A 23,367-nucleotide genomic window follows, 5' to 3' on the forward strand; every position below is an offset into this window, starting at 1 on the left:
ATATTAGTTCACTATAATTTTATATGATTCTAATGAGATCATAGTCTATTTTATAGATAAACATAGAATAAAAACGCTATTTATCCTAACAGGAAAAATTATATGCCTAAATTCAAAGGACCTGTTGACGTTGATTACCTCAAGAAAGCAGGCGAAATTTTTGCATCTATTAAGCAAATTAGCTATAAAAAAATGCAAATTAAGCAAGGTGATACAGTTCTTGATTTGGGATGTGGCCCTGGTGTTGATGCTATTGAACTGGGTCGATTAGTATCGCCGGCTGGTCTTGTTATTGGTGTTGATTACGATGAAGCTATGTTAGCAAAGGCATTAGAACAGGTGGAAATTTCAAAGATGAGTCGTATTGTCAGCTTTCAACAAGGAGATGCCAGCTCTCTGGCTTTTGCAGATAATTACTTTGACAGCTGCCGAAGTGAGCGACTTTTTATGCACCTAAACAATCCAGAACAGGTAATAGGCGAAGTCCGTAGAGTCACAAAACCAGGAGGAAGTGTGGTAATCATCGATACAGATTGGGCAAGTCTGTCTATCGATTGTCAATCAGTCAAAATAGAGCGATTGTTATCAAATTATCGCTTGGAAAATCTTATTCCAAATAGTTATTCAGGGCGAAGTTTATACCGATTGTTCAGCAAGGCATATTTTAGTGACATTCAAATTGATGTTTTTCCTCTATATACCAATGATCTGGAATTGTTTTATACCTTGTCGTTACAGGAAAGCGTTGAAAACAAAGCTTTATCAGATAATATTATTACTCAAAAGGAATTGGAGCAATGGCGCATGGAATTGAAGCAGGCCGCATTAGAGAACTCTTTCTATTGCAGCGTCAATATGATCATGGTGAGTGGCATCAAACCTTTTAGCTAAGAATCTAGCTAATCTCCAAATTTAAAAAGTCTTTTAAAATTTTCTGTACTCTGTTGCGCGATCTGTTGAAAACTTGTGTTTCTTAATTCAGCTATATGTTCAGCTACATAACGTACGTAGGTAGGATAATTTGGCTTTCCACGGAATGGAACTGGCGCTAAGTAAGGCGAATCAGTTTCAATAAGAAAGCGGTCAGCAGGTACTTTTTTTGCTACCTCCTTGATTTCTTTGGCACTGTTAAACGTCACAATACCGGAAAAAGAAATATAAAATCCCAGATCTAGCGCTCTTTCGGCAAAATCCCAGTCCTCGGTAAAACAATGAATAACCCCGCCTATGTCACGAGCGTTCTCTTCTTCTAAAATTCGTAATGTATCTTGCCTTGATTCGCGGGTATGAATGATCAGCGGTTTTTTTAGAATCTTCGCGGCGGCAATATGCTTTTTGAAACGTTGGTGTTGCCAATCAAGATCGCCTTTACTGCGGAAATAGTCAAGGCCTGTCTCCCCTATTGCAATAACCTTTTTCTCTTGGCCTAAAGCGACAAGCTCATCAACACTAGGATCCTTGCCGTCCTGAACATTCGGATGAACTCCAACGGTAAGGGAAATTTGAGAATAACCTGAGACCAGATCATGCATGGCCGGATAGGATTCTAAATCAATGGCTATGCATAGCATATGTTCAATTTGATTATTCTCCGCTTCCTTCATGAAACAGGAAAAATCGTGTTGGTAGGGTTCCAGATCGATGCGATCCAGGTGGCAATGAGAGTCGATAAGCATTCGATAAAATTACATGGTGTGGGTTGATCGGTCAGAACCTAAACTGCCTGCTAAATACATTTCTATTTTATTGCGAGCCATGCCGCCATCCTGGTCACTGAACTGTACACCAATGCCGGTTGCTCGATAGCCTTCCGAACCCGGCGGCGTTTTCCAGATTATTTTCCCGGCAATAGGAAGCCGTTCGGTTTCTTCCATTAAATTTAACAGCATGAAAACTTCCTGGCCCATTTGATATTCCCGATTAGTGGGAATAAACAGGCCGCCATTGATTACAAAAGGCATGTAAGCTGCATATAAAGCGTTTTTATCTTTAATTGACAGCGACAATATACCTTGTCTGGGGGATGATTCTGCCATGGTATTATTTGCTCAAGTTAATTTCAGACCATTTTATTAAGATCTCTTCAAACATCAATTGTTTATTGATTGGAGAATCCAGTCGCTGGCGAGTTGCCAGTAATAAGTCATACAATTTGTAAACTCTTTTTAATTCTAGCTGTTGTGACATTTCTTTCAAGGAATCTGCCAAGTCCGGATTATATAAATTTTCAATATTTGTCGAATAAGAACATTTAATTAAATCGATAATCCAGGATGTAATCCAGAACAATAACGGAGATTCAGGCAGCTTATACCAGTCTTCCGCAATCATGACAGGATTGCGCTGTCGTCTTGCGATGCCCATCCACGACTTGAAGCACTCATGACGCATGCCAGTATACCCTTCATCCGCATATTGCTGGGCTAACAATGGCGCTCCTCTAGCCAGCCCGAATAGCAATTCTGCGTTTTCCTGAACATTTTGCTGCTTAAGCCATGCAAGCGTTGTCTCTCTAGCTGGAGTATTAATTACCAACTTCTGGCATCGACTGACTATCGTTGCGGGTAATTTTGCCGGTTTATCTGTAATTAGGATAATGAGAGTGCGCTCTGTCGGCTCTTCCAGGCATTTTAGAAAGGCATTGGCTGCTGCATGATTCATCTGGTCGGCCGGACTGACAATAACGACGCGATAAGCTTCGAATTGAGGTTTTAAGGTCAGTTGAATGATTAAGTTGCGGATTTGGGCAATGGTAATGCTTTTGCCGACTTCTTCAGGCTGAATATTAATAAGGTCAGGATGCGTTTCGGCATTGAGCAGTTTGCAGCTGTCACAGGAACCGCAATATAAACCATCGGACTGGGGATTTACGCAAAGCAGAGAAAAAGCGAACTGGCTAGCTAAATATTGCTTGCCAAGCCCTCTGTTACCAGTAATAAGCAAAGCCTGTGGAATGCGCTTCTGAGTAATATAACTGTGAAGGTGCTCCCAGTTGGGCTTTAGCCAGGGCAATAATGTATTAGACATTCTCATCTTATTAATGGCCTGAGCATGTCAATTAGTTTATTTTGCACATCGCTTAATGGTTGATCCGCCTTAATAAGTTTGATTCGTTCAGGGTAAAGCTCGGCTTGTCTTAAATAAGCCTGCCTGACGCGTTCAAAAAAGTCGATTTTTTCAGATTCAAATCTGTCCAGTTGTCCCCGATCTTTTGCCCGCTCAATACCAACCTCGACGGGCGCATCGAGCAACAATGTCAAGTCAGGACGCAGAGTGTCTTGTACAAGATTTTCCAACCATTCTATAGTATTTATATTCATGTTGCGGCCGCCCCCTTGATAGGCATAGGTCGCATCAGTGAAACGATCGCAAAGCACCCATTTCCCTTGCGACAGCGCAGGCTCTATCACATGTTTGATATGTTGAGCCCTTGCTGCAAACATAAGTAGCAATTCTGCCGATTCTGAAATACTCTCATTATTCGAATCCAGTAGTAACTCGCGTATCTTTTCCGCCAATCGGGTACCGCCGGGTTCGCGAGTAACGATGACATCAATACCGTGATTTTGCAAATAGCTGCTTATAAAAGACAGGTTCGTGGTTTTGCCTACACCTTCTCCGCCTTCCAAGGTAATGAATTTTCCTCTAGTCACTGTTTTTTCCTTTGGAAGGTATCAACCGCTCGGTTGTGATCTTTTAATGTTGACGAAAAGGCGTGCGTTCCATCACCACGCGAAACAAAATAAAGGCTATCGCCGTTATCAGGATGCAGGGCCGCATAAATGGCATCTTGCCCGGGCATGGCTATCGGGGTAGGCGGTAAGCCTTTTACAACATAAGTATTATAAGGAGTGGTATTTTTTAAATCTTCGTAAGTAATATCGCCTTTATAGAACTCACCCATGCCATAAATTACTGTAGGATCGGTTTGCAGCAACATCCCTTTTTCAAGCCGGCGAATAAATACGCCAGCAATTAAAGGCCTTTCTTCAGTTACTGCGGTTTCCTTCTCTACAATTGAAGCGAGAATCAACGCCTCATAAGGATTTTTAAAAGGCAGATTTTCGGCTTTATTATGCCATGCCTGTTGCAATACCTGTTTCATCTTGTCATAAGCTCTCTTTAACAAAGAAACATCGGACATATGTTTTTCAAAGAAATAGGTATCGGGAAAAAACATGCCTTCAGGATGCTTCGCATCCGTTCCAATTTGCAGCATTAGAGCTTCAATATCAGTGCTGTTTAAAGTATGCTCCAGATAAGGGTTTTTCTGGATTTCCTGCAATATATCCTTAAAACTCCACCCTTCTGGAAAGGTAATCGCATATTGCTTGGTTTTGCCTTGAACGAATAAGGCTAATATTTCCGGTATATTTAAACCAGGCGCTAATTCGTACTCTCCTGTTTTAATTTTTTTGGCTGATTCGCTTGTGTAGGCGAAAACTTTAAACCAGATTGGGTTAATGGCCACGTTCTGATCGATCAATTTATCAGTGATCCGGTTTAATGAGTCGCCTTTTTCAATATCTATATAAACCTGTTTATCGAGCACTACAGGATTTTTTACTGCGCTTCGATAGTCAGTCCATGCCCATCCGCCCGTAAAAATGAAGATCACCAATGTAAATCCGATAATTTTAAGGGTCATGGCAAAGACGCCTCCGCCCCGCTTTTCAGTCTGTCGAGGCAAAATTGTATTTGTCTGGTTATCGGGCCTATCGAGAAATGTTTGTTTTCAATTTGATTGATTGGCCATAAACCAATGATTGAATTGCTGACAAATATTTCATCAGCCGATAAAAATTCATTTTTCTTAAACGGCTTCTCAACTGTTTTAATATGATTACTTGACAATATTTCTATAATAATACTGCGCATAATGCCGGCAATACCCGATTGAGACAGTGATGCGGTGTAAACTGAACCATTTTTAACATAAAAAAGATTGGTCATAGTCCCTTCGATAATATGATCATTGACATCCATCATAATTCCTTCCTGAATAGCCGGATCATTCCATTCGGCCCGTGCCAATATCTGTTCGAGCCGATTCATGTGTTTAATTCCCGCCAATGATGGGTTCAACCCTAAACGAGTAGTACAGAAACGGGCAATAATGCCATGCTCTACGAATGAGGAAGGATAATCGGGATAAGGATGAAGGCTTAATACGCGGGTAGGTTGAATTAAGTCTGGCTGACGGTAGCCCCGTCCGCCAGACCCTCGAGTGACTATCAATTTGAGTACAGCTAAACTCGAATCTTTGCAAAGATCGAGAGCTTCGGCGGTAATCAGTTCAGGATCCGGACACGGGATATGGAGTCGACGGCAACCTGTATTTAAGCGCTTTAAATGCCGATCGAGAAATACAAGTTGTCCATTTCTAACTTCTATTGTTTCGAATAATCCATCGCCATACTGAAAGCCGCGATCAGATATCTCAATATGCTGCTTGCATTCGCCATTTACCAGAATCATCAGCAAGAAGCATTACGTATTGGGCAATACGTTGCAGCGTTACTCGTAACGTTTAAAAATTATAGATCCGTTAGTGCCGCCAAAACCGAATGAGTTGGATATGGCTATATCAATTTTCATATCTCTGGCGGTATTGGGCACATAATCAAGATCACATTCTGGGTCTTGATTTTCCAGGTTAATCGTTGGCGGAGCAATCTGATTTTTGATGCTTAAGGCTGTGAGTACAGCTTCAATGCCGCCGGCAGCGCCTAACAAATGTCCTATCATGGATTTAGTTGAGCTGACAGCAACTTTATAGGCGTGTTCGCCTAAAGCTGCTTTCATTGCCTGGGTTTCTCCGATATCGCCGGCAGGCGTTGAAGTACCATGCGCATTGATATAATCAACCTGATCCGCATTTATGCCCGCATCACGCAAGGCATTGCGCATGCAACGGGCCGCACCTTCTCCCCCTACGGAAGGGGTTGTAATATGATAGGCATCGCCACTCATGCCATAGCCGACTACTTCAGCATAAATTTTTGCGCCGCGCGCTTTTGCATGTTCCAGTTCTTCCAGGACAACGACCCCGGAGCCATCGCTCAATACGAAACCATCTCGATCTCTATCCCAAGGGCGGCTAGCTGCCTGGGGATTATCATTGCGGCGTGACAAGGCTTTTGCAGAGGCAAAGCCGCCCATGGCCGTTGGCGAGGTAGTGCAGCGCTCAGCACCACCAGCGACCATAACATCGGCATCGCCGTATTTAATTAAACGTGCAGCATCGCCAATATTGTGCGTACCTGTTGAGCAGGCCGTAACAATGGAAAAGTTAGGGCCTTTTAATCCATATTTGATTGAAAGGTTGCCTGAGATCATATTAATAATATTGCCCGGCACAAAGAATGGCGAAATACGACGTGGGCCACCTTTTTCATAAGTGGCGTAGCATTCTTCAATTCCGGTAATCCCACCTATACCTGCACCAATTGCCACGCCAATACGCTCAGCGTTAGCCTCGGTGACTTCAATGCCTGAGTCTTCAATAGCCTGACAGCCGGCAGCGATGCCATAATGAATAAAAGCATCCATTCGTTTAGCATCTTTGTCAGGAATATATTGAGTAATGTCGAAATTTCTTATGACGCCGCCAAACGTAGTGGCAAATGGAGAAATGTCAAAAGAATCAATTGGAGTGATGCCGCTTCTACCGTTGATAATACCGTCCCAAGTTTCAGCGACAGTGTTAGCTAAAGGCGTGACAGCGCCTAATCCAGTTATTACGACTCGACGTTTGCTCAATGTAATGTACCGTAAGAAATGTATAGGGAGGTAAGAAAGATTTTATTCTGATTAGTGGATGAACGAGAAGGTCCATCCACTAAAAGACAGGCTATTGCGCTGCGTTTTTTTCTACGTAATCGATAGCTTGTTGAACAGTTGTAATTTTTTCAGCTTCATCGTCTGGAATTTCACATTCGAATTCTTCCTCAAGAGCCATAACGAGTTCAACTGTATCCAGAGAATCAGCACCAAGATCATCTACAAATGAAGCATCAGTAGCGATATCTTCTTTAACGCCCAATTGCTCAGCTACAATTTTTTTTACTCGTTCTTCAATGTTACTCATAATTATTATCCTCAAACAATGTAAGTTTGTTTGTATTTGGTTAGAAACTTACAATAGTATTGTTATTAACTTTACTAGAAATCCCGTCTCCGGCAATTCCAGACGGCGGGGGGATTATACTTTATATTGCAAAAATCTCACAATATTAAGGCATAAACATGCCACCGTTTACATGAATGGTTTCACCGGTGATATAAGCGGCACCTTCTGAAGCCAAAAATGAAACGGCATGGGCGATTTCTTTGGCTTCGCCCAGTCGAGCCAAAGGAATGGAAGCTAATAAGGAATTTTTAACGTCCTCACCCAATTCCTTGGTCATGTCGGTATCGATAAACCCGGGCGCTACCGTATTGATAGTAATATTGCGTGAACCCACTTCTTTAGCCATCGATTTGGCAAAACCGATCATGCCGGCCTTTGCCGCGGCGTAATTTGCCTGGCCTGCATTGCCTGTAGCGCCAACCACGGACGATATATTGATGATACGCCCTGTTTTTGCCTTCATCATGCCGCGCAACACGGCTTTGCTCATGCGAAAAACCGAAGTCAAATTCGTATTGATAATATCGTCCCAGTCTTCGTCCTTCATGCGCATGAGTAGGTTATCGCGCGTAATGCCGGCATTGTTGACCAATACTGTGGGGGTTCCATACTCATCGGTAACTGTTTTAACAACTTCAGCAATCGATTCAGGATCGGCCACATCAAGTTTTAAGCCTTTGCCGTTTTCACCGAGATAAGCAGAAATTAAATCGGCGCCATTATCGGAAGTTGCTGTGCCGACAACAAAAAAACCATCCTCGGCCAATCTTTCGGCGATTGCTCTGCCGATACCGCGACTGGCGCCTGTCACTAATGCTACTTGCTTAGTCATTTAACTGCTCCAATACTTTATTTAAAGTCTCCGGGTTATATATAGCCATATGCTCGGCATCTTTCGCGATGCGCTTGTTTAAGCCAATCAATACCTTGCCGGGGCCGCACTCAACAAAATGGGTAACGCCTTGGTCATGCATAAACTTAATGCTGTCAACCCAACGCACGGGTTTATAGAGTTGCTCTTTCAGTACGCTTCGAATGACTTCCGATGCACTGTGTGCGGCAACATCTACATTATGAATCAATGTCATTTTAGGAGCGCTGATGACTATATTCTGCAATTGTTCATCCAGTTTTTCGGCCGCTGGCTGCATCAATGCACAGTGAGATGGGACGCTGACCGGTAACTGTACCGCGCGTTTAGCGCCAGCTTCCTTTGCAGCGGCTATAGCTCTTTCGACAGCCGCCGTATTCCCGGCAATAACGACCTGCCCCGGGGCATTAAAATTAACGGCTGAGACAACCTCATTTTCCGCCACCTCCGCACACACTTTGACAACCTGATGGTCTTCAAGCCCCAAAATTGCCGCCATGGCGCCAACGCCCGCAGGCACAGCTTCCTGCATTAACCGGCCTCTTGCTGTCACCAGTTTTATTCCGTCTTCAAAGGATATTGCGTCCGAACAAACCAGCGCAGTGTACTCGCCAAGGCTATGACCCGCCATCCAGGCTGGACGGATATTGCTCTGCTTGCACCAAACTTTCCAGATAGCAACGCCAGCAGCCAACATGGCTGGCTGTGTATTGTGTGTTTGGTTAAGTTCTTCTTCAGGCCCTGAAGATACAATAGACCATAAATTTTTTCCTAATGCATCGGATGCCTGTTCAAAAATCTGTTTTACTTCTGGATAGCTTTCGGCCAACTCCGACATCATGCCGACGGATTGAGAACCTTGTCCCGGAAAAACAAAAGCCAAATTATAATTTTGCTTGCTCATTAATACGCTTGTTTATAGTTATTAGTATTTAATTAATGCAGAACCCCATGTAAACCCTGCGCCAAACGCTTCAAGCAACACCACTTGTCCGCGCTGGATGCGGCCGTCACGCACAGCTTCATTAAATGCGAGAAGCACTGAAGCAGAAGATGTGTTGCCCTGATTTTCAAGCGTTAAAACAACATGATCCATAGGCATTTTTAATTTTTTAGCTGTTGCTGCAATGATGCGTATGTTAGCCTGATGAGGAACCAGCCAATGCACATCGGATTTCTGCATATTGTTGGCTTCCAGCGTTTCATCAACAATACGGCCTAGTGTGTTTACGGCGATCTTAAACACTTCGTTGCCACGCATTTTTACGTAACCGGCCTCGTCTTTATTAAGCTCGGCGGCCGCCTGTGGATTCGGACAGTAAAGCAGATCTTCATATTCGCCGTCGGAGTGGATATGCGTTGACAAAATGCCGGCTTCATTTGAAGAGCCTAGCAATAGGGCGCCAGCGCCATCACCGAATAAAACGCAAGTGCCGCGATCAGTCCAGTCAATAATGCGTGAACAGATTTCAGAGCCGACGACAAGCACTTTTTTGGCAGCGCCTGTTTTAATGTATTGATCAGCAATACTCAAGGCGAATATTGAACCTGAGCAAGCTGCTTGTACATCGAAAGCTACGCAGTTTTTAATGCCTAAACGCTGTTGCAACAGACAGCCTGTGCTCGGATAAACGCGATCGGGCGTCCCTGTTGCGACAATTATTAAATCAATTTCCTCAGGATCAATTTGTGCCGCATCTATGGCTTGCCTCGCCGCAATTTCAGCCATGCTTGAAGCCGTTTCATTCGGCCCGGCAATGCGTCGGCTTTTAATGCCGGTGCGTTCATGAATCCAACTATCGGATGTATCTACAGTTTGCGATATATGATCATTCGTGCGAACTTCTTCTGGCAGATATCCGCCGGTACCGATTACTCTTGAATAGCGGATCATGCGCTCTCTCTCCTTGCCAAAGTTTGTTCAACTTGCTCGCTTATTTTTCTGATAATATCTTTTTTGACTTCAACTTCGGCAAGATGTATGGCTGTTTTAAAAGCCAACACATCGGCTCCTCCATGGCTTTTGATAACAAGCCCGCGCAATCCCAGAAAGCTGGCGCCGTTATAGAGTCGCGGATCAATGCGCTTTTTGAATGACTTGAGGACCGGGTAAACAAGCAATCCCGCAAGCTTGGTCAAAATGTTTCTGTTAAAGGCTTCTTTGAGCGCTGTTCCGATCATTTTAGCCGCGCCTTCAATCGATTTCAGCGCAACATTGCCTACAAAACCGTCGGCGACAATCAGATCAACTTTAATACTTCCTGCATTTAAAGAATCACCTTCTACATAACCGATATAATTTAACGATGAATTTTCCAGTAATTTTGCTGCAGCTTTAACCTGCTCATTACCTTTTACATCTTCCTCGCCAATATTTAGCAGGCCGACTTTCGGGTTCTCAATATTTTCTACGGCTTTAACCAATTCGGCGCCCATGACAGCAAACTGAAAAAGATGTTCAGCACTGCAGTCTACGTTTCCCCCGAGGTCAAGCGCGTGGGTATGCCCATAAATTGACGGTAAAGTAGAAATAATGGCAGGGCGGTCAACGCCTGGAATCATTTTCAGAACAAAACGAGCGGTCGCCATTAACGCACCGGTATTGCCGGCGCTAACGCAGGCATCGGCCTGGCCGTCACGAACCAGGTTAATAGCCACCCGCATTGATGAATCTTTCTTGTTCTTTAGCGCCTTGGATGGTGACTCATCCATGCCGACGCACTGCGACGCATGATGAATAGTGAGTCTATCCTTGAATTCAATTAATGCTTCTGTTAACTGTGGTTTTAAAACAGCTTCATCGCCCACTAAGATCAGTTTTAAGTCTGGATTGCTTTTCAAACAATCCAATGATGCTGGAATGGTAACTTCAGGACCATGATCCCCGCCCATCGCATCAATCGAAATTGTTAAACTCACGCTTATGAATGACTCCGGAATTATTATAAAAAGCCGAACCCAATCGGGTTCGGCATATCATCATTCTAAAAGGGAGAAAGATTGATTAATCTTCGTCGCCAGTCGTTACGATTTGGCGACCTTTGAAGAAACCGTCTGGAGTGACGTGGTGACGCAAATGAGTTTCACCTGTCATCGGGTCTTGAGATAATGCTCTGCTGGTTAAAGCATCATGTGAACGACGTTGACCACGTCTTGAACGTGATACTTTACTTTTTTGTACTGCCATTATAAATCTCCAGTTTTTTTAAGTTTGGCTAAGATGGAAAAAGGATTTTCAGGGGCTGACTGCTCCTCATCAGATAATTGATCTTTCTTGTTAAAGTCTGCATCCGGCACTGAACATGCGTGCTGATGCTTTGGAAAAGTTGGCAGAGCCAGTAACAACTCGTCTTCAACAATATCCTTAAGAGGTATTTTCTCTTCTTCAATCAATAAAGGTTCATAATCTTCGGGCAATCTATCTGCTTGATCTATTGAGGTAACAATACCCAGTTTGATGTCAGCACTAACGGGCCATTCCATAGCCTGCAAACAGTTTTGGCATTCAAGTTCCAGAATCGCCTCTATGTGTCCCTCAATTTTGGCCAGTCTTCCCTCCCGTCCAAAAAAAAGATCAACAGCAACAGTCCCGGCGTCGCTCAGCAGTGATTCCGCTAAACGATCCATGCTGTTTAAAGGTATTTTGCCCTTCAATTCAGCTCGCTTATCTGCGAGCTGCAAAGGGTCGACATATTCAGGCAATCGATCTAACATAACCATACAATAATATCTGGAATCAATAACTGCGTCAAACTTACAACAATTGGCAATATGAAAATCAATAACTTAATTCTGGCGTCAAGTTCACCTTATAGACAAGCATTATTGAAAAAACTTCATTTGGAATTTAAAGCTATCAGCCCTGAAGTCGATGAAAGACCGCTTGAGCACGAAGCCCCGGAAGCGCTCGCATTGCGGTTAGGGAAATTAAAAGCGCAAGCGCTATGTGAAAAGTACCCCGACCATCTTATTATCGGTTCAGATCAAGTCGCCGTGCTCAATGGCCAACAATTGCACAAGCCTGGCGGTCGAGCCAGAGCAATAGAGCAACTCCAGGCGGCATCAGGAAATGCCGTTATTTTTTTTACCAGCATCTGCATTATAAACAGCAATACAATGTGTTGCTTGACTGACTTGGATGTCTGTACCGCCTATTTTAAAACACTGTCATGCCGACAGATTGAACATTATGTCGACCTTGAGAAACCTTACGACTGTGCCGGCAGCTTTAAGTCTGAAAGCCTGGGGATCGCGTTGTTTGAAAAAATTCAAGGCGATGACCCGAACTCCTTGACGGGCTTACCTTTGATTAAGCTGACTTCCTTATTGGAGAAATTTGGCGTGCATGTGCTTTAACGGAAGAATTTTTTAACTGTATTACCTCGAATCATGCAATCTACAGCAAGTTCTCTGGGATAAAACACTTATCTATTGTAGAGAGCCAAGACCTGTTTTACATAATTGCGTGTTTCAGGGTATGGCGGAATTGATTTGTTATACCGTATAACTGCATTTTCGCCGGCATTATAGGCTGCAACAGCCAAGTCCAGGTTCGAATCAAACATTCGCAGTAAATCTTTCAAGTATCGTGTTCCGCCATCAATATTCTGGTCAGGATCGCGGCGGTCCGTAACACCATAGCGCCTTGCTGTGTCCGGCATTAATTGCATTAGCCCCACTGCTCCGGCCGATGAAACGGCGGCGGCGTCATAGGCCGACTCCGCTTGAATCACGGCATGCAGCAACTTCTCGTCAACCTGATGCCTGGCGGCAGCCTGAGCTATCATGTCTGCATATCTTTTTCTGTTGACGCTTACAAAAGGCAGTGCTTTTGCGTAACTCTTGGGTCTTGTTCGAATGATGCGCTTATAGAGGCTGTTTTTAGGGTCATCCGTATAATAGACATGCCCTTCAGGGTCAACATATTTATAAACATCAGCCAGAACTTGATTGGACACAAACAAGGCAAACAATAAAACAACAGCGACTCTTATCATTTTTGTTATTTTTCCTAGTCAGATTCAAAACTGCATGCGCAGCATCTCTGGCAAACCAATACCAACATAGCCCCATCGGTATAGGGCTATGCGAGAACAGCGGATATTGATTTACTGTCCTTATAAGGATAGTAAAAACTTGATTACACTGCCAGAAGCAGAACAATTTTTTACTTGGAATCGGACAGATAGTTGTCTATATCTTCTTTTGAAAAGCCTATCTTTTTAGCAACACGATCAGCATGACTGATGCGGGAAATGCCGGGGATAAGTTTATAAGTCGGCGCATCATTAGAAAACTCGACTTGTTTGGGCAAACCTATGCCTTTACTGACAAAACTATCGACAAGCTGATGATTATGAGTGATTAATACGGTGTTGTTGCCTTTTCGATAAAATCCGTTAAGCACATTGGCAGAAGATTCCATCTTTTCCTCAAACGTCGTACCTTCGGACAACTCATCTAGCACAACCAGACTTTTAGCCGTGGTTGCTAAAAAAATATCTTTAGTTCTTTTCAATTCAGTACCAAAGCGCCCTTCCCCGTCATCCAAATGACTAATTTCCGGCACCTGATAAAAAATTCTATCCGCTACGGTAAGGGTTGCGGATTTGGCAGGCACATAACATCCTATTTGCGCCAGTAATTGGATTTGAGTGACGGTTTTACAAAATGCGGTTTTACCCCCGCTATTAGGGCCTGTTACCAGGACCAATTTGTCATCTTCCAAAACAAAATCATTACCGACATATTGAGGATTTTGCTTGCCCAAAACCGGATTTCTGGCATCGACAAGATTGATGCGATGGTGGTCGGCCTCAATCAGCTTGGGTAAAACCATATCGCCGCCAAACGCATCGGCAAATTTTACAAATGAGAGCAATTCATCTAATTGCCCCAGCGCATCCAGCGTTTCGCCAACCGTCTGTGAGTTTTTAAACTCATTTCTTAACGGGATAATACAACTGTCTCGGTCGAACCCTCCTACTACCGGAAAATAAACCAGTAATAAAGGGATAAAAAAGATGGAAAGGGTTGGAATGACTTCCACTGAAATCCGGAACATATCCGTCGGAAACAGATGTGCCAGCACCCAGATAATGCCGAAAACTAGCGCCAGCAAGAGCGGCTTGAAGATACGAGGTCTGAATATGATGGCCGGAGAAAATGAGCCTTCTCTCTCCCGTTTGGATCGAATGCCGTTTTCAGTAATATAGGCAGGGCCTTCCATCAATGAATAAGACCGGGTTTCTGCAAAAGCTTTTATTTTTTCAAAAATGCCTGCGAGATAGCGGCTCCTGGGTGCTTCACTGGTCTGAATCTGGTCAACCAGCTCAAGCATAAGGCGAATGCCTCTTTTATACTGCAAATAACCGTAACCTTCGATTTCATGTTCTTCCCTGGCTGTACCAAAGGACCCGAGGAATTCGCCGAACAAAAGAAGATAAAAGTTTTTCTCATGCGCCGTTGCGTTTTGCACGATGCGCTCGATGTTGTCTTTTAATGACGGGTTATTGCGAAGTTCCTCGATGGCTTCCTGCTTTGCCTGAATATCCTCCATAACGTCCAGCGGCTGTGTTAAAGAGCGAAACAGGACTGCTTGCCCAACCAGAGTTGATGCATGATTAATGGCATCAAACACTTCGTTGACCTCGATCGTATTGAAGGAGCGCTCATCAATGACACCCTCGCCGGTCTTCAGCGGTTTGCTGGACTGAACAGTAGGCCAAATAACATCCTGCCAGCTTTGTAATATGGTTTCTTTCATCACTTTAGCTCTTTATTTTTACCGGGACTCTAAAAACTATAATCGCCGCGAAAACGCCGGATAGCATGATGTTTTTTTTATTCGAGACATCAATCTCTTGCTCACGCCAATGCAGGCAAAAGAAAGGCTGCGCGTTAAGCGATATATTGCACAGATTGAATCGTACCCTTTTATGCCGATAATTTTCAAAGTTTTTGTTCAATTAGCTTAACTATAGCATCAGCATGAAGCTTTGAATCGTTAAGAGCAGGAATATAGCGATAGGTCTCACCGCCGGCTTTAATGAACAGGGCTTTATTTTCCATGGCGATCTCTTCCAGAGTCTCCAGGCAGTCCACGGCGAACCCCGGGCAAACCACATCAATTTTTTTAACCCCCTGTCTTGCAAGATTTTGCAGTGTTTCCGCGCAATAAGGTTTAAGCCATTGTGCCTTGCCAAATCTGGACTGAAATACAACACACCAGTTTTCTTTGTCGAGATCGAGTTTCTCTGCAATCAAAGCGGCAGTTTTATGGCACTGATGAAAATAAGGATCGCCCCATTTGATTAACTGCTCAGGCAAACCATGAAAAGACATCAAAAGTAGATCATTCCTCCCTTGTTTGCGCCAGATTTTCTCAATAGACTCAGCAACCGCGGCAATATAATGCTCATCCTGATGATAATCACTGATAAACTGAAAGCTGGGCAGATGCCGCCAGCGGTTCAGTTCCTTGATCAGATCATCATATACGGATGCCGTCGTTGTTGAAGAGTATTGAGGATAAAGCGGCAGGATGATCAGATTGTCGATGCCTTGTTTTTTAAGGACGTTTAACTGCTCGGCTATGGAAGGTTTGCCATAGCGCATTGCATAATCGGTTATAACGCCTTTGGCATTTAATCGTTGAGCGACCATATCGGTCAGTTGGCGGGTAAAAAAAACTAAAGGCGATCCCTTTTCATCCCATATTTTACGATAAGCAGCCGTCGACCTGTGCGGACGGAAAGGCAGAATGAAAAAACGTAGTATCACCCACCATAGAGGACGCGGCAGATTGACTACGCGAGGATCGCCAAGAAACTCTTTGAGAAAGCGCCTGACTGCCGAAGTGGTAGGTGCCGCTGGCGACCCCAGGTTCACCAATAGAACGCCCGTTTTGTTGGCGGTGGCGCTTTGAGGCGGCATGTAAAAAGCCTAGCGGTTTATCAGGTTTAAGAATTCAGAACGGGTGCTGATCTCTTTGCGAAACACACCTGTCATTACCGATGTCGTCATGACTGAATTTTGTTTTTCGATGCCGCGCATCATCATGCATAAATGCTTGGCTTCGATAACCACAGCAACGCCTCTGGCACCGGTTGCAATCTCAATGGCATCAGCAATTTGCTTGGTCAATTTTTCCTGAATTTGCAGGCGTCGCGCATACATATCGACAACACGAGCGATTTTGGACAAGCCGAGCACTTTGCCTTTTGGCAAATAGCCGACATGGCATTTACCAATGAACGGCAGTAAATGGTGCTCACATAAGGAATACAATTCAATATCCTTAACGATAACCATGTCTTCGGTGTCTGCTGTAAAAATAGCGCCGTTAAGCACTTCATCCAGCGTCTTACCGTAGCCGTTGTTCAGAAATTTAAAGGCCTTGGCTGCGCGTTTGGGTGTATCGATCAGGCCTTCTCGATTTAAGTCTTCACCGACTGCTTCGATAATTTTGGAAAAATGCTCTTCCATTGTTTCAGTCTCAATTGTAAAAGGCTTGCTATTATACATCATTGAGCAGTGAATTTTAATGCATCCAAAATGACATTTTCATCCGCATCGGGTGTAGTGACATTTTCACTGATATGCCGGCGCCAGCCTCGTGCGCCGGCTTCACCATGAAACAGGCCCAGAATATGCCGAGAGATATTATTTAAGCGAGCACCGGTTTTAAGCTGCTGTTGAATGTAAGGAATTAGTCGCATCACTATTTCCTGCCGTGACTTGGGCTCACGGGACTCGGTAAAAAAACGCTTATCCACGTCGGCCAGAAGATACGGATTGTGATAGGCTTCCCGCCCCATCATGACCCCATCGACATGCTTCAGAATCTCTTCAGCCTGATCCAATGTTGTAATGCCGCCGTTCAATATAATTTCTAGTGCCGGAAAATCATTTTTTAACTGATAGACCATGTCGTAGCGTAACGGTGGAACTTCGCGGTTTTGCTTGGGCGACAGACCGCTTAGCCAAGCTTTTCTGGCGTGAACGATAAAAGTGCGGCAGCCGGCATCGGCCACAGTCGCTATAAAATGCACCAGTCCTTCGTATGAATCGCGCTCGTCAATGCCTATTCTCGATTTGACCGTTACCGGAATTGAAACCGCCTGCCGCATTGCCGCCACACACTCGGCGACAAGTTCCGGCTCTGCCATCAGGCAGGCCCCGAAACGGCCGTTCTGAACCCGATCACTGGGGCAGCCGACGTTTAGATTAACTTCGTCATATGCATAATCTTCAACCATCCTTGCACAAGTTGCCAGATCCTTAGGATGGCTGCCGCCCAATTGAAATGAGACAGGATGCTCGGTTACATCAAACTGTAAAAACCGATGATGATCACCATGTAATAGAGCGCCAGTTGTGACCATTTCAGTATACAAGAAGGCATGTTGTGAAATCAGACGGTGGAAAAAACGGCAGTGTTTATCTGTCCAGTCCAGCATCGGGGCGACGCAAAAGGCATGATCCGTTGTTGTCTTGGTTTCTGTGTATTTATCTGTATTGTGCATTGTCAACAAAATGATTGATGGCAAAAAGATTCGCTGGAATAAATAATGCTTGACGTATTAGTTGGACGGAAGTCAAGAAAAAGAAATCGAAATGGCGATGCTGGAGAATTTACATCTTGGTGTCGATCATTGAGCATTATCTTAGGCGCAGTTCTCTATGCAACTAGAAAAGGATGCAAAATTGAAAATGGCTGCTCAATTGTCCGCTTGTTAAGCTTGCTATTGATTGCAAGCCAAGGAAGAAATCGGGAAACAGTTGAAATTAGCTAAGGTGCTTAAGAATTAAATGGCTGGCTCTCAGGGATTCGAACCCCGGCAGCTGGAATCAGAATCCAGAGTCCTACCGCTAGACGAAGAGCCAGTAATTAATGATGGAGCAACATTTATTGTCTTATTTATATTCTACTACTATTAAAGAATGAAGTGTTAGTACAAAGTAATTATTTTTTAATTCTTGAAATTAATCCTTCCATTACGTTCTAATTCGGCAATCAAAAATCGCAGTTGCTGGTCAATGCTGTCGATCTGGTCAAGTTGCATTATAGAGATGCCCCATAAGGTGCTGTTCACGGCAGCACCTTATGGGGCAAATAGCGTGCGTTTATTCGTTTTCGGTTTTTAGAATATTACCGTTAACATCCAGTTCAAGTTCGATTTCCTTGCCAGCGGATTTGATCTCGACTTCATAGCCAGTCACCGTATTATCCAGCTTCATTAATTTCTCTACTTCCTCAATCTTGGCTTCTGGATAAGCTTTTTTGACAGCATCAGCGACGGGCCCTGGTAGCGATTCGCGATCGATTTCCTCTTCTTTCTGTAACAAGGTCATCAGCACCATAGGTCGCTTCATATTCCTTGCCATTTTCCTTGTATTCCACCTCATGGGCCGCTTTGCCTTCAAACGTTTTCTCCTCGTACTTCATGCCCTTGGCATGGGATGGGCTTTTTCAAAAGCCGTGATGACCTCTTTGGGTACCTGGTTTTTGCTCAATTTGTTTTGCCAGCGTTCGCGGGGGCGGCTGCCACCGCCAGTAATTGGTTTTTCATAAACACTCCTTAGGTAGAGACGAATGTTTTAACTCACACACATTAGCGGCGTTCCTGCAGAGAATCGTGAAGATAAAACCTCCACGATCAGAATTTTCATTGACGTTCTTACACGCTTATCAAGTAGAATATTCAACAATATTGTTATATAAGAACTCATAAATATGAACTGTTCCTGGCTCATTTTGGTTGTCAGTTTGCCGACCCGCAATTCCGCCGGCCGCATGCGTGTGTGGCGGACACTAAAAGCGCTGGGCTGCGGCGTGTTGCGCGATGGCGTCTATTTACTGCCCTATCGCCCGGAGTTCCGGCAAACGCTTCAGCTTCAGGCCGAAGACGTCATCTCGGGCGGAGGCAGCGCCCATATCCTGGCGTTGAACAGTGAAAACGATGAACAGCAAGCACTCTTCGAACGCTTCTTCGACCGCTCGGCCGATTACGCAAGACTGATTGAGGAGATCCGGCAAACCGCCGACTTGAGTCTTCAGATCGAAGACATGGGGCAGCTGCAAAAACAGATGCACCGGTTGCGCAAGACATTTGAAGCCATTGCTCTCCATGATTTTTTCTCTGGTGCAGCACAGGAACAGACCGCAACGGCTCTGGAAGATTTGGAACATGCCGTCCAAGAGCGCCTTGTGCCGGATGAACCCCATGCCGTCCAGCATCGGATCAAGCGGCTCCATCCTCAGGATTATCGTCACAGAATCTGGGCGACACGTCACCGGCCGTGGATAGACCGGCTTGCCAGCGCCTGGCTTATCCGGCGCTTCATCGATCCTGAAGCGCGCTTCATCTGGCTTAAGCCACCGGCCGATTGCCCTGCCGAAGCGCTGGGGTTTGATTTCGACGGGGCTGTATTTACGCATGTAGAGACGAAAGTCACTTTTGAAGTTTTACTGGCCAGTTTTGGATTGACAAAGGATACGGCTTTAAACCGCATCGGCGCTTTAGTGCATTACCTCGATGCGGGAGGAATTCCCGTTCTTGAAGCAGCCGGTCTGGAGATGCTCATGAGCGGGATGCGCCAGCGCTGGACCGATGACGATGAACTGCTGGCCGAAGCAGAAAAGATTTTTGACGCCTTTTATCAGGCTTTTTCAGGAACCGAGTCATGAATAAACCCGACTTATCGCAAACACCACCACCCGTCACGTTTGGGCAAGCTTTTCGGTACTGGCTGAAGCTTGGTTTCATCAGCTTTGGCGGCCCCGCCGGGCAGATCGCCATCATGCATCAGGAGTTGGTCGAGAAGAAACGCTGGATTTCCGAGCGCCGTTTTTTGCATGCCTTGAACTACTGCATGTTGCTGCCGGGCCCGGAGGCCCAGCAACTGGCCATTTACATCGGCTGGCTGATGCATCGGACCTGGGGCGGCATTGTCGCAGGCACTTTATTCATCCTGCCGTCACTGTGTCTTTTGATTGCGCTGTCCTGGATCTATGTCGCGTTTGGCGATGTGGCGTGGGTGGCCGGCTTGTTTTACGGCATTAAACCGGCGGTGACGGCGATTGTGCTGCAAGCGGCGCACCGCATCGGCTCGCGTGCACTGAAAAATAAAATCTTGTGGTTTATCGCCGGCTTGTCTTTTCTGGCCATTTTCCTGCTGCAGGTGCCATTTCCAGCAATCGTTGTCATGGCAGCGCTGATCGGCTTCCTGGGCAGCCGCATTGCCCCGGAGACATTCCGAATCGGAGGCGGTCATAATGAAACCAACAAGTCTTACGGCGCGGCATTGATCGATGATGATACCCCCCGGCCGGCACATACTTGGTTTTGCTGGTCCAGGCTGACGGCTATTGTCACTGTCGGCAGCCTGCTCTGGGCCGTTCCGATGGCAATACTCACGGTCTATCATGGCTGGAGCCATGCCTTGACGCAGATGGGTTGGTTTTTCAGCAAAGCGGCGCTGCTGACCTTTGGCGGCGCCTATGCAGTGCTGCCTTATGTCTATCAAGGGGCTGTCGAGCATTATCACTGGCTGCAGCCTCAGCAGATGATCGACGGGCTGGCGTTGGGAGAAACCACGCCCGGCCCCCTGATCATGGTAGTCACGTTTGTCGGCTTCGTGGCCGGCTGGTCGCAGGCGCTATTCGGGCCTGAGCAGTTAGGCTGGACCGGTGCGGTAGCGGCCACGTTGGTGACCTATTTCACCTTTTTGCCCAGTTTCCTGTTCATTCTGGCGGGCGGCCCTCTGGTCGAATCCACGCACGGGAATCTGAAGTTCACGGCGCCATTAACCGGCATTACCGCCGCCGTGGTCGGCGTGATTTTAAATCTGGCCGTGTTTTTTGCCTATCACGTCTTTTGGCCGCAAGGTTTTACCGGCCGGTTTGACGGCGCTGCCGCCCTGATCGGCTTCTGCGCATTGCTGGCCTTGTTTCGCTACAAGGTTGGCGTCATCCTGGCCATCGCCGCCTGTGGCATGGCTGGACTGTTGTTCACTTTCTTCAAGCCCTGGTTGCTCCAGGTAGGAGTTTTATTATGAATACTGTCCGTTATTCTCAAGCTGTCGTACTGGTGCTGTGCACAGCCCTCATAGGCCCCGTAGCCGCTAAGCCCAGACAAGCCCATCCAGTTGACTTGGATACCGCCAAAATCGAGCAATTGGCCGGCATGAAAGGTACGCTTGATAAAGCCGAGCATGTCTTCAAGGTTAGCCAGCCACGCTCCGATCTCAGCGTGACCGTGGCCGGCGCCAAGATCATTCCGGCCATGGGGCTGACGTCCTGGGCGGCTTTCAAGCCGGCGGGCCGTCAGGTCATGGTGATGGGCGACTTGGTTCTCCAGGAAGATCAGGTGAATTCGGTCATGAGTACGGCGTTGGACAATGGCATCGAAGTAACCGCTCTGCATAATCACTTCCTCTGGGATACGCCTAAGGTGATGTTCATGCACATTGGCGGCACGGGTGATTCGGACACGATGGCGACCGCGATCGGCAGAGTGTTCCAGGCCATTCAGTCCACCGCCGGCAGCAAATCCGCCGCGCCGTCTGCTTCGATGGATGTCACCAAGACCTCATTGGACTCCAAGGCGATTGAAGCCATTATCGAGGCCCCGGTTGAGAAAGCCGGTGACGTTTATAAAGTCACGATAGGCCGAACCACTAAAATGGCAGGGCATGAGGCTGGCAAAGTCATGGGCGTCAATACCTGGGCGGTATTCGTCGGCAGCAATGAACAAGCCAGTGTGGATGGCGACTTTGCCATGCGGGAACCCGAGCTGCAAGGCGTATTAAAAGCCTTACGCACGGGCGGCATTAACATTACGGCCATTCACAATCATATGGTTGAGGAGTCGCCCCGAATCATGTTTCTGCATTATTGGGGTATCGGACCTGCCAATGATTTAGCCAAAGCTATTAAATCGGCGTTGGACACGCAAAAAACAGCCAAGCTCAAAGCCAGAAAGAAAACATGAGGTGGAACGCCCTAAAATCGACCGCATTGCCTGTCCTTGGCTGATTGCCCAGTTTATCGATCCAGACGCGGAGTTTGTTTACGTGCCGCCGGGCGATGTGCTCAGGCTTGCCTATGAGACGGGAGCCTTCCTATGAAATCCCAGGAGCCGAACTCTACGGAATTTGCTCTTTTTTATGAAATATCCGGGCTCAATAGAGAAGTTGATGCATAACCTTGAAAATAAAAAAGCCGACTATTGTCGGCTTTTTATCGGTCAAAAGACTACTCGAATTACATATTATCCAAAATCGCCTTTTTGACGGCATCCAGATTGGCTTCAATCGTAACTGGATGGGCTGCTGCGCATTGTTTAATCGCGCTGTCGGGATCTTTCAAGCCATTACCGGTTAACGTACACACGACTTTGCTGCCTTCAGGTATTTTGCCGGTTTTAATATCATGCAAAGCGCCCGCTAACGAGGTAGCCGATGCCGGCTCACAGAATACGCCTTCATATTGAGACAGCATTTTTTGAGCTGCCAGAATCTCCTCATCTGAGAACTTGTCGAACCAACCGCCGGACTCTTTTTGCGCCGCCCAGGCCAAATCCCAGGATTGAGGATGACCGATACGGATGGCCGTAGCAAGTGTTTCCGGTTCATCAACCATTTTGCCGAGCACAAACGGAGCCGCTCCGGCCGCCTGATAACCGCACATGATCGGGCGCGTATTGGTGACAGCTTGATGCGTCGCTGTATCGGTTGAATATTCCTTATAGCCTTTCCAATATGCACTGATATTGCCGGCGTTTCCGACGGGCAGACAGTGATAATCCGGAGCGCGGCCGAGTTCGTCAACGATTTCAAACGCCGCTGTTTTTTGGCCTTCCAGCCTGAACGGATTGATCGAGTTCACGATAGTAACGGGGGCGTGATCGGCCACTTCTTTAACCAGCGCCATACCCCTGTCAAAATTGCCGTTGATCTGAATGATTTCAGCGCCATACATCAGCGTCTGGGCCAGTTTGCCCAAGGCAATTTTGCCTTCGGGTATCAATACGAATGCTTTAATGCCTGCGCGGACGGCATAAGCTGCCGCAGCAGCTGATGTGTTTCCGGTTGATGCACAGATGATGGCCTTGCTGCCCTCTTCCACGGCTTTAGTCACAGCCATCGTCATGCCGCGGTCCTTGAACGAACCGGTAGGATTCAGGCCTTCGTACTTGACGTAAATGTCAACATCTTTGCCGATCAAACGGGGAATGTTTTGCAGTTGAATGAGCGGCGTATTGCCTTCGCCCAGACTGATCAGACGAGTAGTTTCACTGACGGGCAGACGGTCTCTGTAATGTTCGATGAGACCGGTATAACGTTTATGAATAGACAT

Annotated in this window: 28 protein-coding genes and 1 tRNA gene; 7 read left to right on the forward strand and 22 right to left on the reverse strand. The window is 46.0% G+C overall.

What is annotated here, in order from left to right; all coding sequences use genetic code 11:
• The first annotated feature begins 102 nt into the window (after positions 1–102).
• Complete coding sequence (locus ACTNE6_RS10455) at positions 103–891, forward strand: methyltransferase domain-containing protein (protein WP_442496642.1); 789 nt, start codon at positions 103–105, stop codon at positions 889–891.
• Positions 892–899: 8 nt separating this feature from the next.
• Here ACTNE6_RS10455 and ACTNE6_RS10460 read toward each other — a convergent pair whose 3' ends face one another.
• The 14 genes from ACTNE6_RS10460 to ACTNE6_RS10525 form a co-directional block, all read right to left on the reverse strand.
• Positions 900–1,676: a TatD family hydrolase gene (locus tag ACTNE6_RS10460; protein ID WP_442496643.1), complete on the reverse strand. Its 777-nt coding sequence runs from the start codon at positions 1,674–1,676 to the stop codon at positions 900–902.
• 9 nt (positions 1,677–1,685) lie between these two features.
• Entirely contained in the window at positions 1,686–2,036 is a 351-nt protein-coding gene (locus ACTNE6_RS10465; RefSeq protein WP_194968755.1) for a PilZ domain-containing protein, read from the reverse strand.
• Between the two features lie 4 nt (positions 2,037–2,040).
• On the reverse strand, positions 2,041–3,027 hold the full coding sequence (locus tag ACTNE6_RS10470) for a DNA polymerase III subunit delta' (protein ID WP_442496644.1): 987 nt from the start codon (positions 3,025–3,027) through the stop codon (positions 2,041–2,043).
• A gap of 2 nt (positions 3,028–3,029) precedes the next feature.
• On the reverse strand, positions 3,030–3,653 hold the full coding sequence (tmk, locus tag ACTNE6_RS10475) for a dTMP kinase (protein WP_442496645.1): 624 nt from the start codon (positions 3,651–3,653) through the stop codon (positions 3,030–3,032).
• Complete coding sequence (mltG, locus tag ACTNE6_RS10480) at positions 3,650–4,648, reverse strand: endolytic transglycosylase MltG (RefSeq protein ID WP_442496646.1); 999 nt, start codon at positions 4,646–4,648, stop codon at positions 3,650–3,652. Before mltG ends, tmk begins: the two co-directional genes overlap by 4 nt.
• Positions 4,645–5,478, reverse strand: coding sequence for an aminodeoxychorismate lyase (gene pabC, locus ACTNE6_RS10485; RefSeq protein WP_442496647.1), 834 nt, complete (start codon positions 5,476–5,478; stop codon positions 4,645–4,647). Before pabC ends, mltG begins: the two co-directional genes overlap by 4 nt.
• A gap of 39 nt (positions 5,479–5,517) precedes the next feature.
• Positions 5,518–6,762: a beta-ketoacyl-ACP synthase II gene (gene fabF / locus ACTNE6_RS10490; RefSeq protein WP_442496648.1), complete on the reverse strand. Its 1,245-nt coding sequence runs from the start codon at positions 6,760–6,762 to the stop codon at positions 5,518–5,520.
• Positions 6,763–6,853: 91 nt separating this feature from the next.
• Positions 6,854–7,090 (reverse strand): acyl carrier protein, encoded by a 237-nt coding sequence (acpP, locus tag ACTNE6_RS10495; RefSeq protein WP_194968761.1) that lies wholly within the window; start codon positions 7,088–7,090, stop codon positions 6,854–6,856.
• 145 nt (positions 7,091–7,235) lie between these two features.
• Positions 7,236–7,964, reverse strand: coding sequence for a 3-oxoacyl-ACP reductase FabG (gene fabG, locus ACTNE6_RS10500; RefSeq protein ID WP_194968762.1), 729 nt, complete (start codon positions 7,962–7,964; stop codon positions 7,236–7,238).
• Positions 7,957–8,907, reverse strand: a complete 951-nt coding sequence (gene fabD / locus ACTNE6_RS10505) for an ACP S-malonyltransferase (RefSeq protein WP_442496649.1) — start codon at positions 8,905–8,907, stop codon at positions 7,957–7,959. The genes fabG and fabD overlap by 8 nt, the downstream gene beginning before the upstream one ends.
• A 21-nt stretch (positions 8,908–8,928) precedes the next feature.
• Entirely contained in the window at positions 8,929–9,897 is a 969-nt protein-coding gene (locus ACTNE6_RS10510; protein WP_442496650.1) for a beta-ketoacyl-ACP synthase III, read from the reverse strand.
• On the reverse strand, positions 9,894–10,922 hold the full coding sequence (plsX, locus tag ACTNE6_RS10515; RefSeq protein WP_194968765.1) for a phosphate acyltransferase PlsX: 1,029 nt from the start codon (positions 10,920–10,922) through the stop codon (positions 9,894–9,896). Before plsX ends, ACTNE6_RS10510 begins: the two co-directional genes overlap by 4 nt.
• Before the next feature lie 85 nt (positions 10,923–11,007).
• A complete protein-coding gene (gene rpmF / locus ACTNE6_RS10520) occupies positions 11,008–11,190 on the reverse strand; it encodes a 50S ribosomal protein L32 (protein WP_081679042.1) in 183 nt (60 codons plus the stop codon).
• The gene (locus tag ACTNE6_RS10525) at positions 11,190–11,723 is read right to left on the reverse strand and encodes a YceD family protein (protein ID WP_228778889.1); all 534 of its coding nucleotides are present in this window, start codon (positions 11,721–11,723) and stop codon (positions 11,190–11,192) included. The genes rpmF and ACTNE6_RS10525 overlap by 1 nt, the downstream gene beginning before the upstream one ends.
• A gap of 51 nt (positions 11,724–11,774) precedes the next feature.
• On the opposite strand from ACTNE6_RS10525, the gene ACTNE6_RS10530 reads away from it, so the two are divergent.
• Entirely contained in the window at positions 11,775–12,359 is a 585-nt protein-coding gene (locus tag ACTNE6_RS10530; RefSeq protein WP_442496651.1) for a Maf family protein, read from the forward strand.
• A gap of 68 nt (positions 12,360–12,427) precedes the next feature.
• On the opposite strand, the gene ACTNE6_RS10535 is transcribed toward ACTNE6_RS10530, so the two are convergent.
• From ACTNE6_RS10535 to dusA, 5 genes are all read right to left on the reverse strand, one after another.
• Positions 12,428–13,000, reverse strand: coding sequence for a lytic transglycosylase domain-containing protein (locus tag ACTNE6_RS10535; protein WP_194968767.1), 573 nt, complete (start codon positions 12,998–13,000; stop codon positions 12,428–12,430).
• 170 nt (positions 13,001–13,170) lie between these two features.
• Positions 13,171–14,769 (reverse strand): MutS-related protein, encoded by a 1,599-nt coding sequence (locus ACTNE6_RS10540; protein ID WP_442496652.1) that lies wholly within the window; start codon positions 14,767–14,769, stop codon positions 13,171–13,173.
• Positions 14,770–14,954: 185 nt separating this feature from the next.
• Positions 14,955–15,938 carry a ferrochelatase gene (gene hemH / locus ACTNE6_RS10545; protein ID WP_442496653.1) on the reverse strand — a complete coding sequence of 328 codons (984 nt, stop codon included), beginning with the start codon at positions 15,936–15,938 and terminating at the stop codon, positions 14,955–14,957.
• Between the two features lie 9 nt (positions 15,939–15,947).
• Positions 15,948–16,529 (reverse strand): GTP cyclohydrolase I FolE, encoded by a 582-nt coding sequence (gene folE / locus ACTNE6_RS10550; RefSeq protein WP_194968827.1) that lies wholly within the window; start codon positions 16,527–16,529, stop codon positions 15,948–15,950.
• Entirely contained in the window at positions 16,529–17,530 is a 1,002-nt protein-coding gene (gene dusA, locus ACTNE6_RS10555; RefSeq protein ID WP_442496654.1) for a tRNA dihydrouridine(20/20a) synthase DusA, read from the reverse strand. The genes folE and dusA overlap by 1 nt, the downstream gene beginning before the upstream one ends.
• A gap of 45 nt (positions 17,531–17,575) precedes the next feature.
• On the opposite strand from dusA, the gene ACTNE6_RS10560 reads away from it, so the two are divergent.
• On the forward strand, positions 17,576–17,800 hold the full coding sequence (locus tag ACTNE6_RS10560; protein ID WP_442496655.1) for a hypothetical protein: 225 nt from the start codon (positions 17,576–17,578) through the stop codon (positions 17,798–17,800).
• A 17-nt stretch (positions 17,801–17,817) separates the two neighbouring features.
• On the opposite strand, the gene ACTNE6_RS10565 is transcribed toward ACTNE6_RS10560, so the two are convergent.
• Positions 17,818–17,891 (reverse strand) — tRNA-Gln (locus ACTNE6_RS10565).
• Between the two features lie 240 nt (positions 17,892–18,131).
• Positions 18,132–18,380, reverse strand: coding sequence for a PepSY-like domain-containing protein (locus ACTNE6_RS10570; protein WP_442496656.1), 249 nt, complete (start codon positions 18,378–18,380; stop codon positions 18,132–18,134).
• Positions 18,381–18,741: 361 nt separating this feature from the next.
• Here ACTNE6_RS10570 and ACTNE6_RS10575 point away from each other — a divergent pair, with 361 nt between their 5' ends.
• Genes ACTNE6_RS10575 through ACTNE6_RS10590 form a run of 4 tightly spaced genes read left to right on the forward strand, consistent with a single transcriptional unit; the run spans position 18,742 to position 22,136 of the window.
• Positions 18,742–19,695: a chromate resistance protein ChrB domain-containing protein gene (locus ACTNE6_RS10575; RefSeq protein ID WP_442496657.1), complete on the forward strand. Its 954-nt coding sequence runs from the start codon at positions 18,742–18,744 to the stop codon at positions 19,693–19,695.
• Positions 19,692–21,065 (forward strand): chromate efflux transporter, encoded by a 1,374-nt coding sequence (chrA, locus tag ACTNE6_RS10580; protein WP_442496658.1) that lies wholly within the window; start codon positions 19,692–19,694, stop codon positions 21,063–21,065. Before ACTNE6_RS10575 ends, chrA begins: the two co-directional genes overlap by 4 nt.
• Positions 21,062–22,000 carry a DUF1259 domain-containing protein gene (locus tag ACTNE6_RS10585; RefSeq protein ID WP_442496659.1) on the forward strand — a complete coding sequence of 313 codons (939 nt, stop codon included), beginning with the start codon at positions 21,062–21,064 and terminating at the stop codon, positions 21,998–22,000. The genes chrA and ACTNE6_RS10585 overlap by 4 nt, the downstream gene beginning before the upstream one ends.
• A gap of 1 nt (position 22,001) precedes the next feature.
• On the forward strand, positions 22,002–22,136 hold the full coding sequence (locus tag ACTNE6_RS10590) for a chromate resistance protein ChrB domain-containing protein (protein WP_442496660.1): 135 nt from the start codon (positions 22,002–22,004) through the stop codon (positions 22,134–22,136).
• 136 nt (positions 22,137–22,272) lie between these two features.
• On the opposite strand, the gene thrC is transcribed toward ACTNE6_RS10590, so the two are convergent.
• Positions 22,273–23,367 (reverse strand): threonine synthase, encoded by a 1,095-nt coding sequence (thrC, locus tag ACTNE6_RS10595; protein WP_442496661.1) that lies wholly within the window; start codon positions 23,365–23,367, stop codon positions 22,273–22,275.

The sequence above is a fragment of the Methylobacter sp. sgz302048 genome (assembly GCF_052162025.1).
Lineage (GTDB): Bacteria > Pseudomonadota > Gammaproteobacteria > Methylococcales > Methylomonadaceae > Methylobacter.

What these genes read in the sequence shown, in the direction of transcription:
- ACTNE6_RS10455 (WP_442496642.1), top strand. Translation starts at nt 103, where the DNA reads ATGCCTAAATTCAAAGGACCTGTTGACGTTGATTACCTCAAGAAAGCA.
- ACTNE6_RS10460 (WP_442496643.1), bottom strand. Translation starts at nt 1,676, where the DNA reads ATGCTTATCGACTCTCATTGCCACCTGGATCGCATCGATCTGGAACCC.
- ACTNE6_RS10465 (WP_194968755.1), bottom strand. Translation starts at nt 2,036, where the DNA reads ATGGCAGAATCATCCCCCAGACAAGGTATATTGTCGCTGTCAATTAAA.
- ACTNE6_RS10470 (WP_442496644.1), bottom strand. Translation starts at nt 3,027, where the DNA reads ATGTCTAATACATTATTGCCCTGGCTAAAGCCCAACTGGGAGCACCTT.
- mltG (WP_442496646.1), bottom strand. Translation starts at nt 4,648, where the DNA reads ATGACCCTTAAAATTATCGGATTTACATTGGTGATCTTCATTTTTACG.
- pabC (WP_442496647.1), bottom strand. Translation starts at nt 5,478, where the DNA reads ATGATTCTGGTAAATGGCGAATGCAAGCAGCATATTGAGATATCTGAT.
- acpP (WP_194968761.1), bottom strand. Translation starts at nt 7,090, where the DNA reads ATGAGTAACATTGAAGAACGAGTAAAAAAAATTGTAGCTGAGCAATTG.
- fabG (WP_194968762.1), bottom strand. Translation starts at nt 7,964, where the DNA reads ATGACTAAGCAAGTAGCATTAGTGACAGGCGCCAGTCGCGGTATCGGC.
- fabD (WP_442496649.1), bottom strand. Translation starts at nt 8,907, where the DNA reads ATGAGCAAGCAAAATTATAATTTGGCTTTTGTTTTTCCGGGACAAGGT.
- ACTNE6_RS10510 (WP_442496650.1), bottom strand. Translation starts at nt 9,897, where the DNA reads ATGATCCGCTATTCAAGAGTAATCGGTACCGGCGGATATCTGCCAGAA.
- rpmF (WP_081679042.1), bottom strand. Translation starts at nt 11,190, where the DNA reads ATGGCAGTACAAAAAAGTAAAGTATCACGTTCAAGACGTGGTCAACGT.
- ACTNE6_RS10525 (WP_228778889.1), bottom strand. Translation starts at nt 11,723, where the DNA reads ATGGTTATGTTAGATCGATTGCCTGAATATGTCGACCCTTTGCAGCTC.
- ACTNE6_RS10530 (WP_442496651.1), top strand. Translation starts at nt 11,775, where the DNA reads ATGAAAATCAATAACTTAATTCTGGCGTCAAGTTCACCTTATAGACAA.
- ACTNE6_RS10535 (WP_194968767.1), bottom strand. Translation starts at nt 13,000, where the DNA reads ATGATAAGAGTCGCTGTTGTTTTATTGTTTGCCTTGTTTGTGTCCAAT.
- ACTNE6_RS10540 (WP_442496652.1), bottom strand. Translation starts at nt 14,769, where the DNA reads ATGAAAGAAACCATATTACAAAGCTGGCAGGATGTTATTTGGCCTACT.
- hemH (WP_442496653.1), bottom strand. Translation starts at nt 15,938, where the DNA reads ATGCCGCCTCAAAGCGCCACCGCCAACAAAACGGGCGTTCTATTGGTG.
- folE (WP_194968827.1), bottom strand. Translation starts at nt 16,529, where the DNA reads ATGTATAATAGCAAGCCTTTTACAATTGAGACTGAAACAATGGAAGAG.
- dusA (WP_442496654.1), bottom strand. Translation starts at nt 17,530, where the DNA reads ATGCACAATACAGATAAATACACAGAAACCAAGACAACAACGGATCAT.
- ACTNE6_RS10560 (WP_442496655.1), top strand. Translation starts at nt 17,576, where the DNA reads ATGCTTGACGTATTAGTTGGACGGAAGTCAAGAAAAAGAAATCGAAAT.
- ACTNE6_RS10570 (WP_442496656.1), bottom strand. Translation starts at nt 18,380, where the DNA reads ATGAAGCGACCTATGGTGCTGATGACCTTGTTACAGAAAGAAGAGGAA.
- ACTNE6_RS10575 (WP_442496657.1), top strand. Translation starts at nt 18,742, where the DNA reads ATGAACTGTTCCTGGCTCATTTTGGTTGTCAGTTTGCCGACCCGCAAT.
- chrA (WP_442496658.1), top strand. Translation starts at nt 19,692, where the DNA reads ATGAATAAACCCGACTTATCGCAAACACCACCACCCGTCACGTTTGGG.
- ACTNE6_RS10585 (WP_442496659.1), top strand. Translation starts at nt 21,062, where the DNA reads ATGAATACTGTCCGTTATTCTCAAGCTGTCGTACTGGTGCTGTGCACA.
- thrC (WP_442496661.1), bottom strand. Translation starts at nt 23,367, where the DNA reads ATGTCTATTCATAAACGTTATACCGGTCTCATCGAACATTACAGAGAC.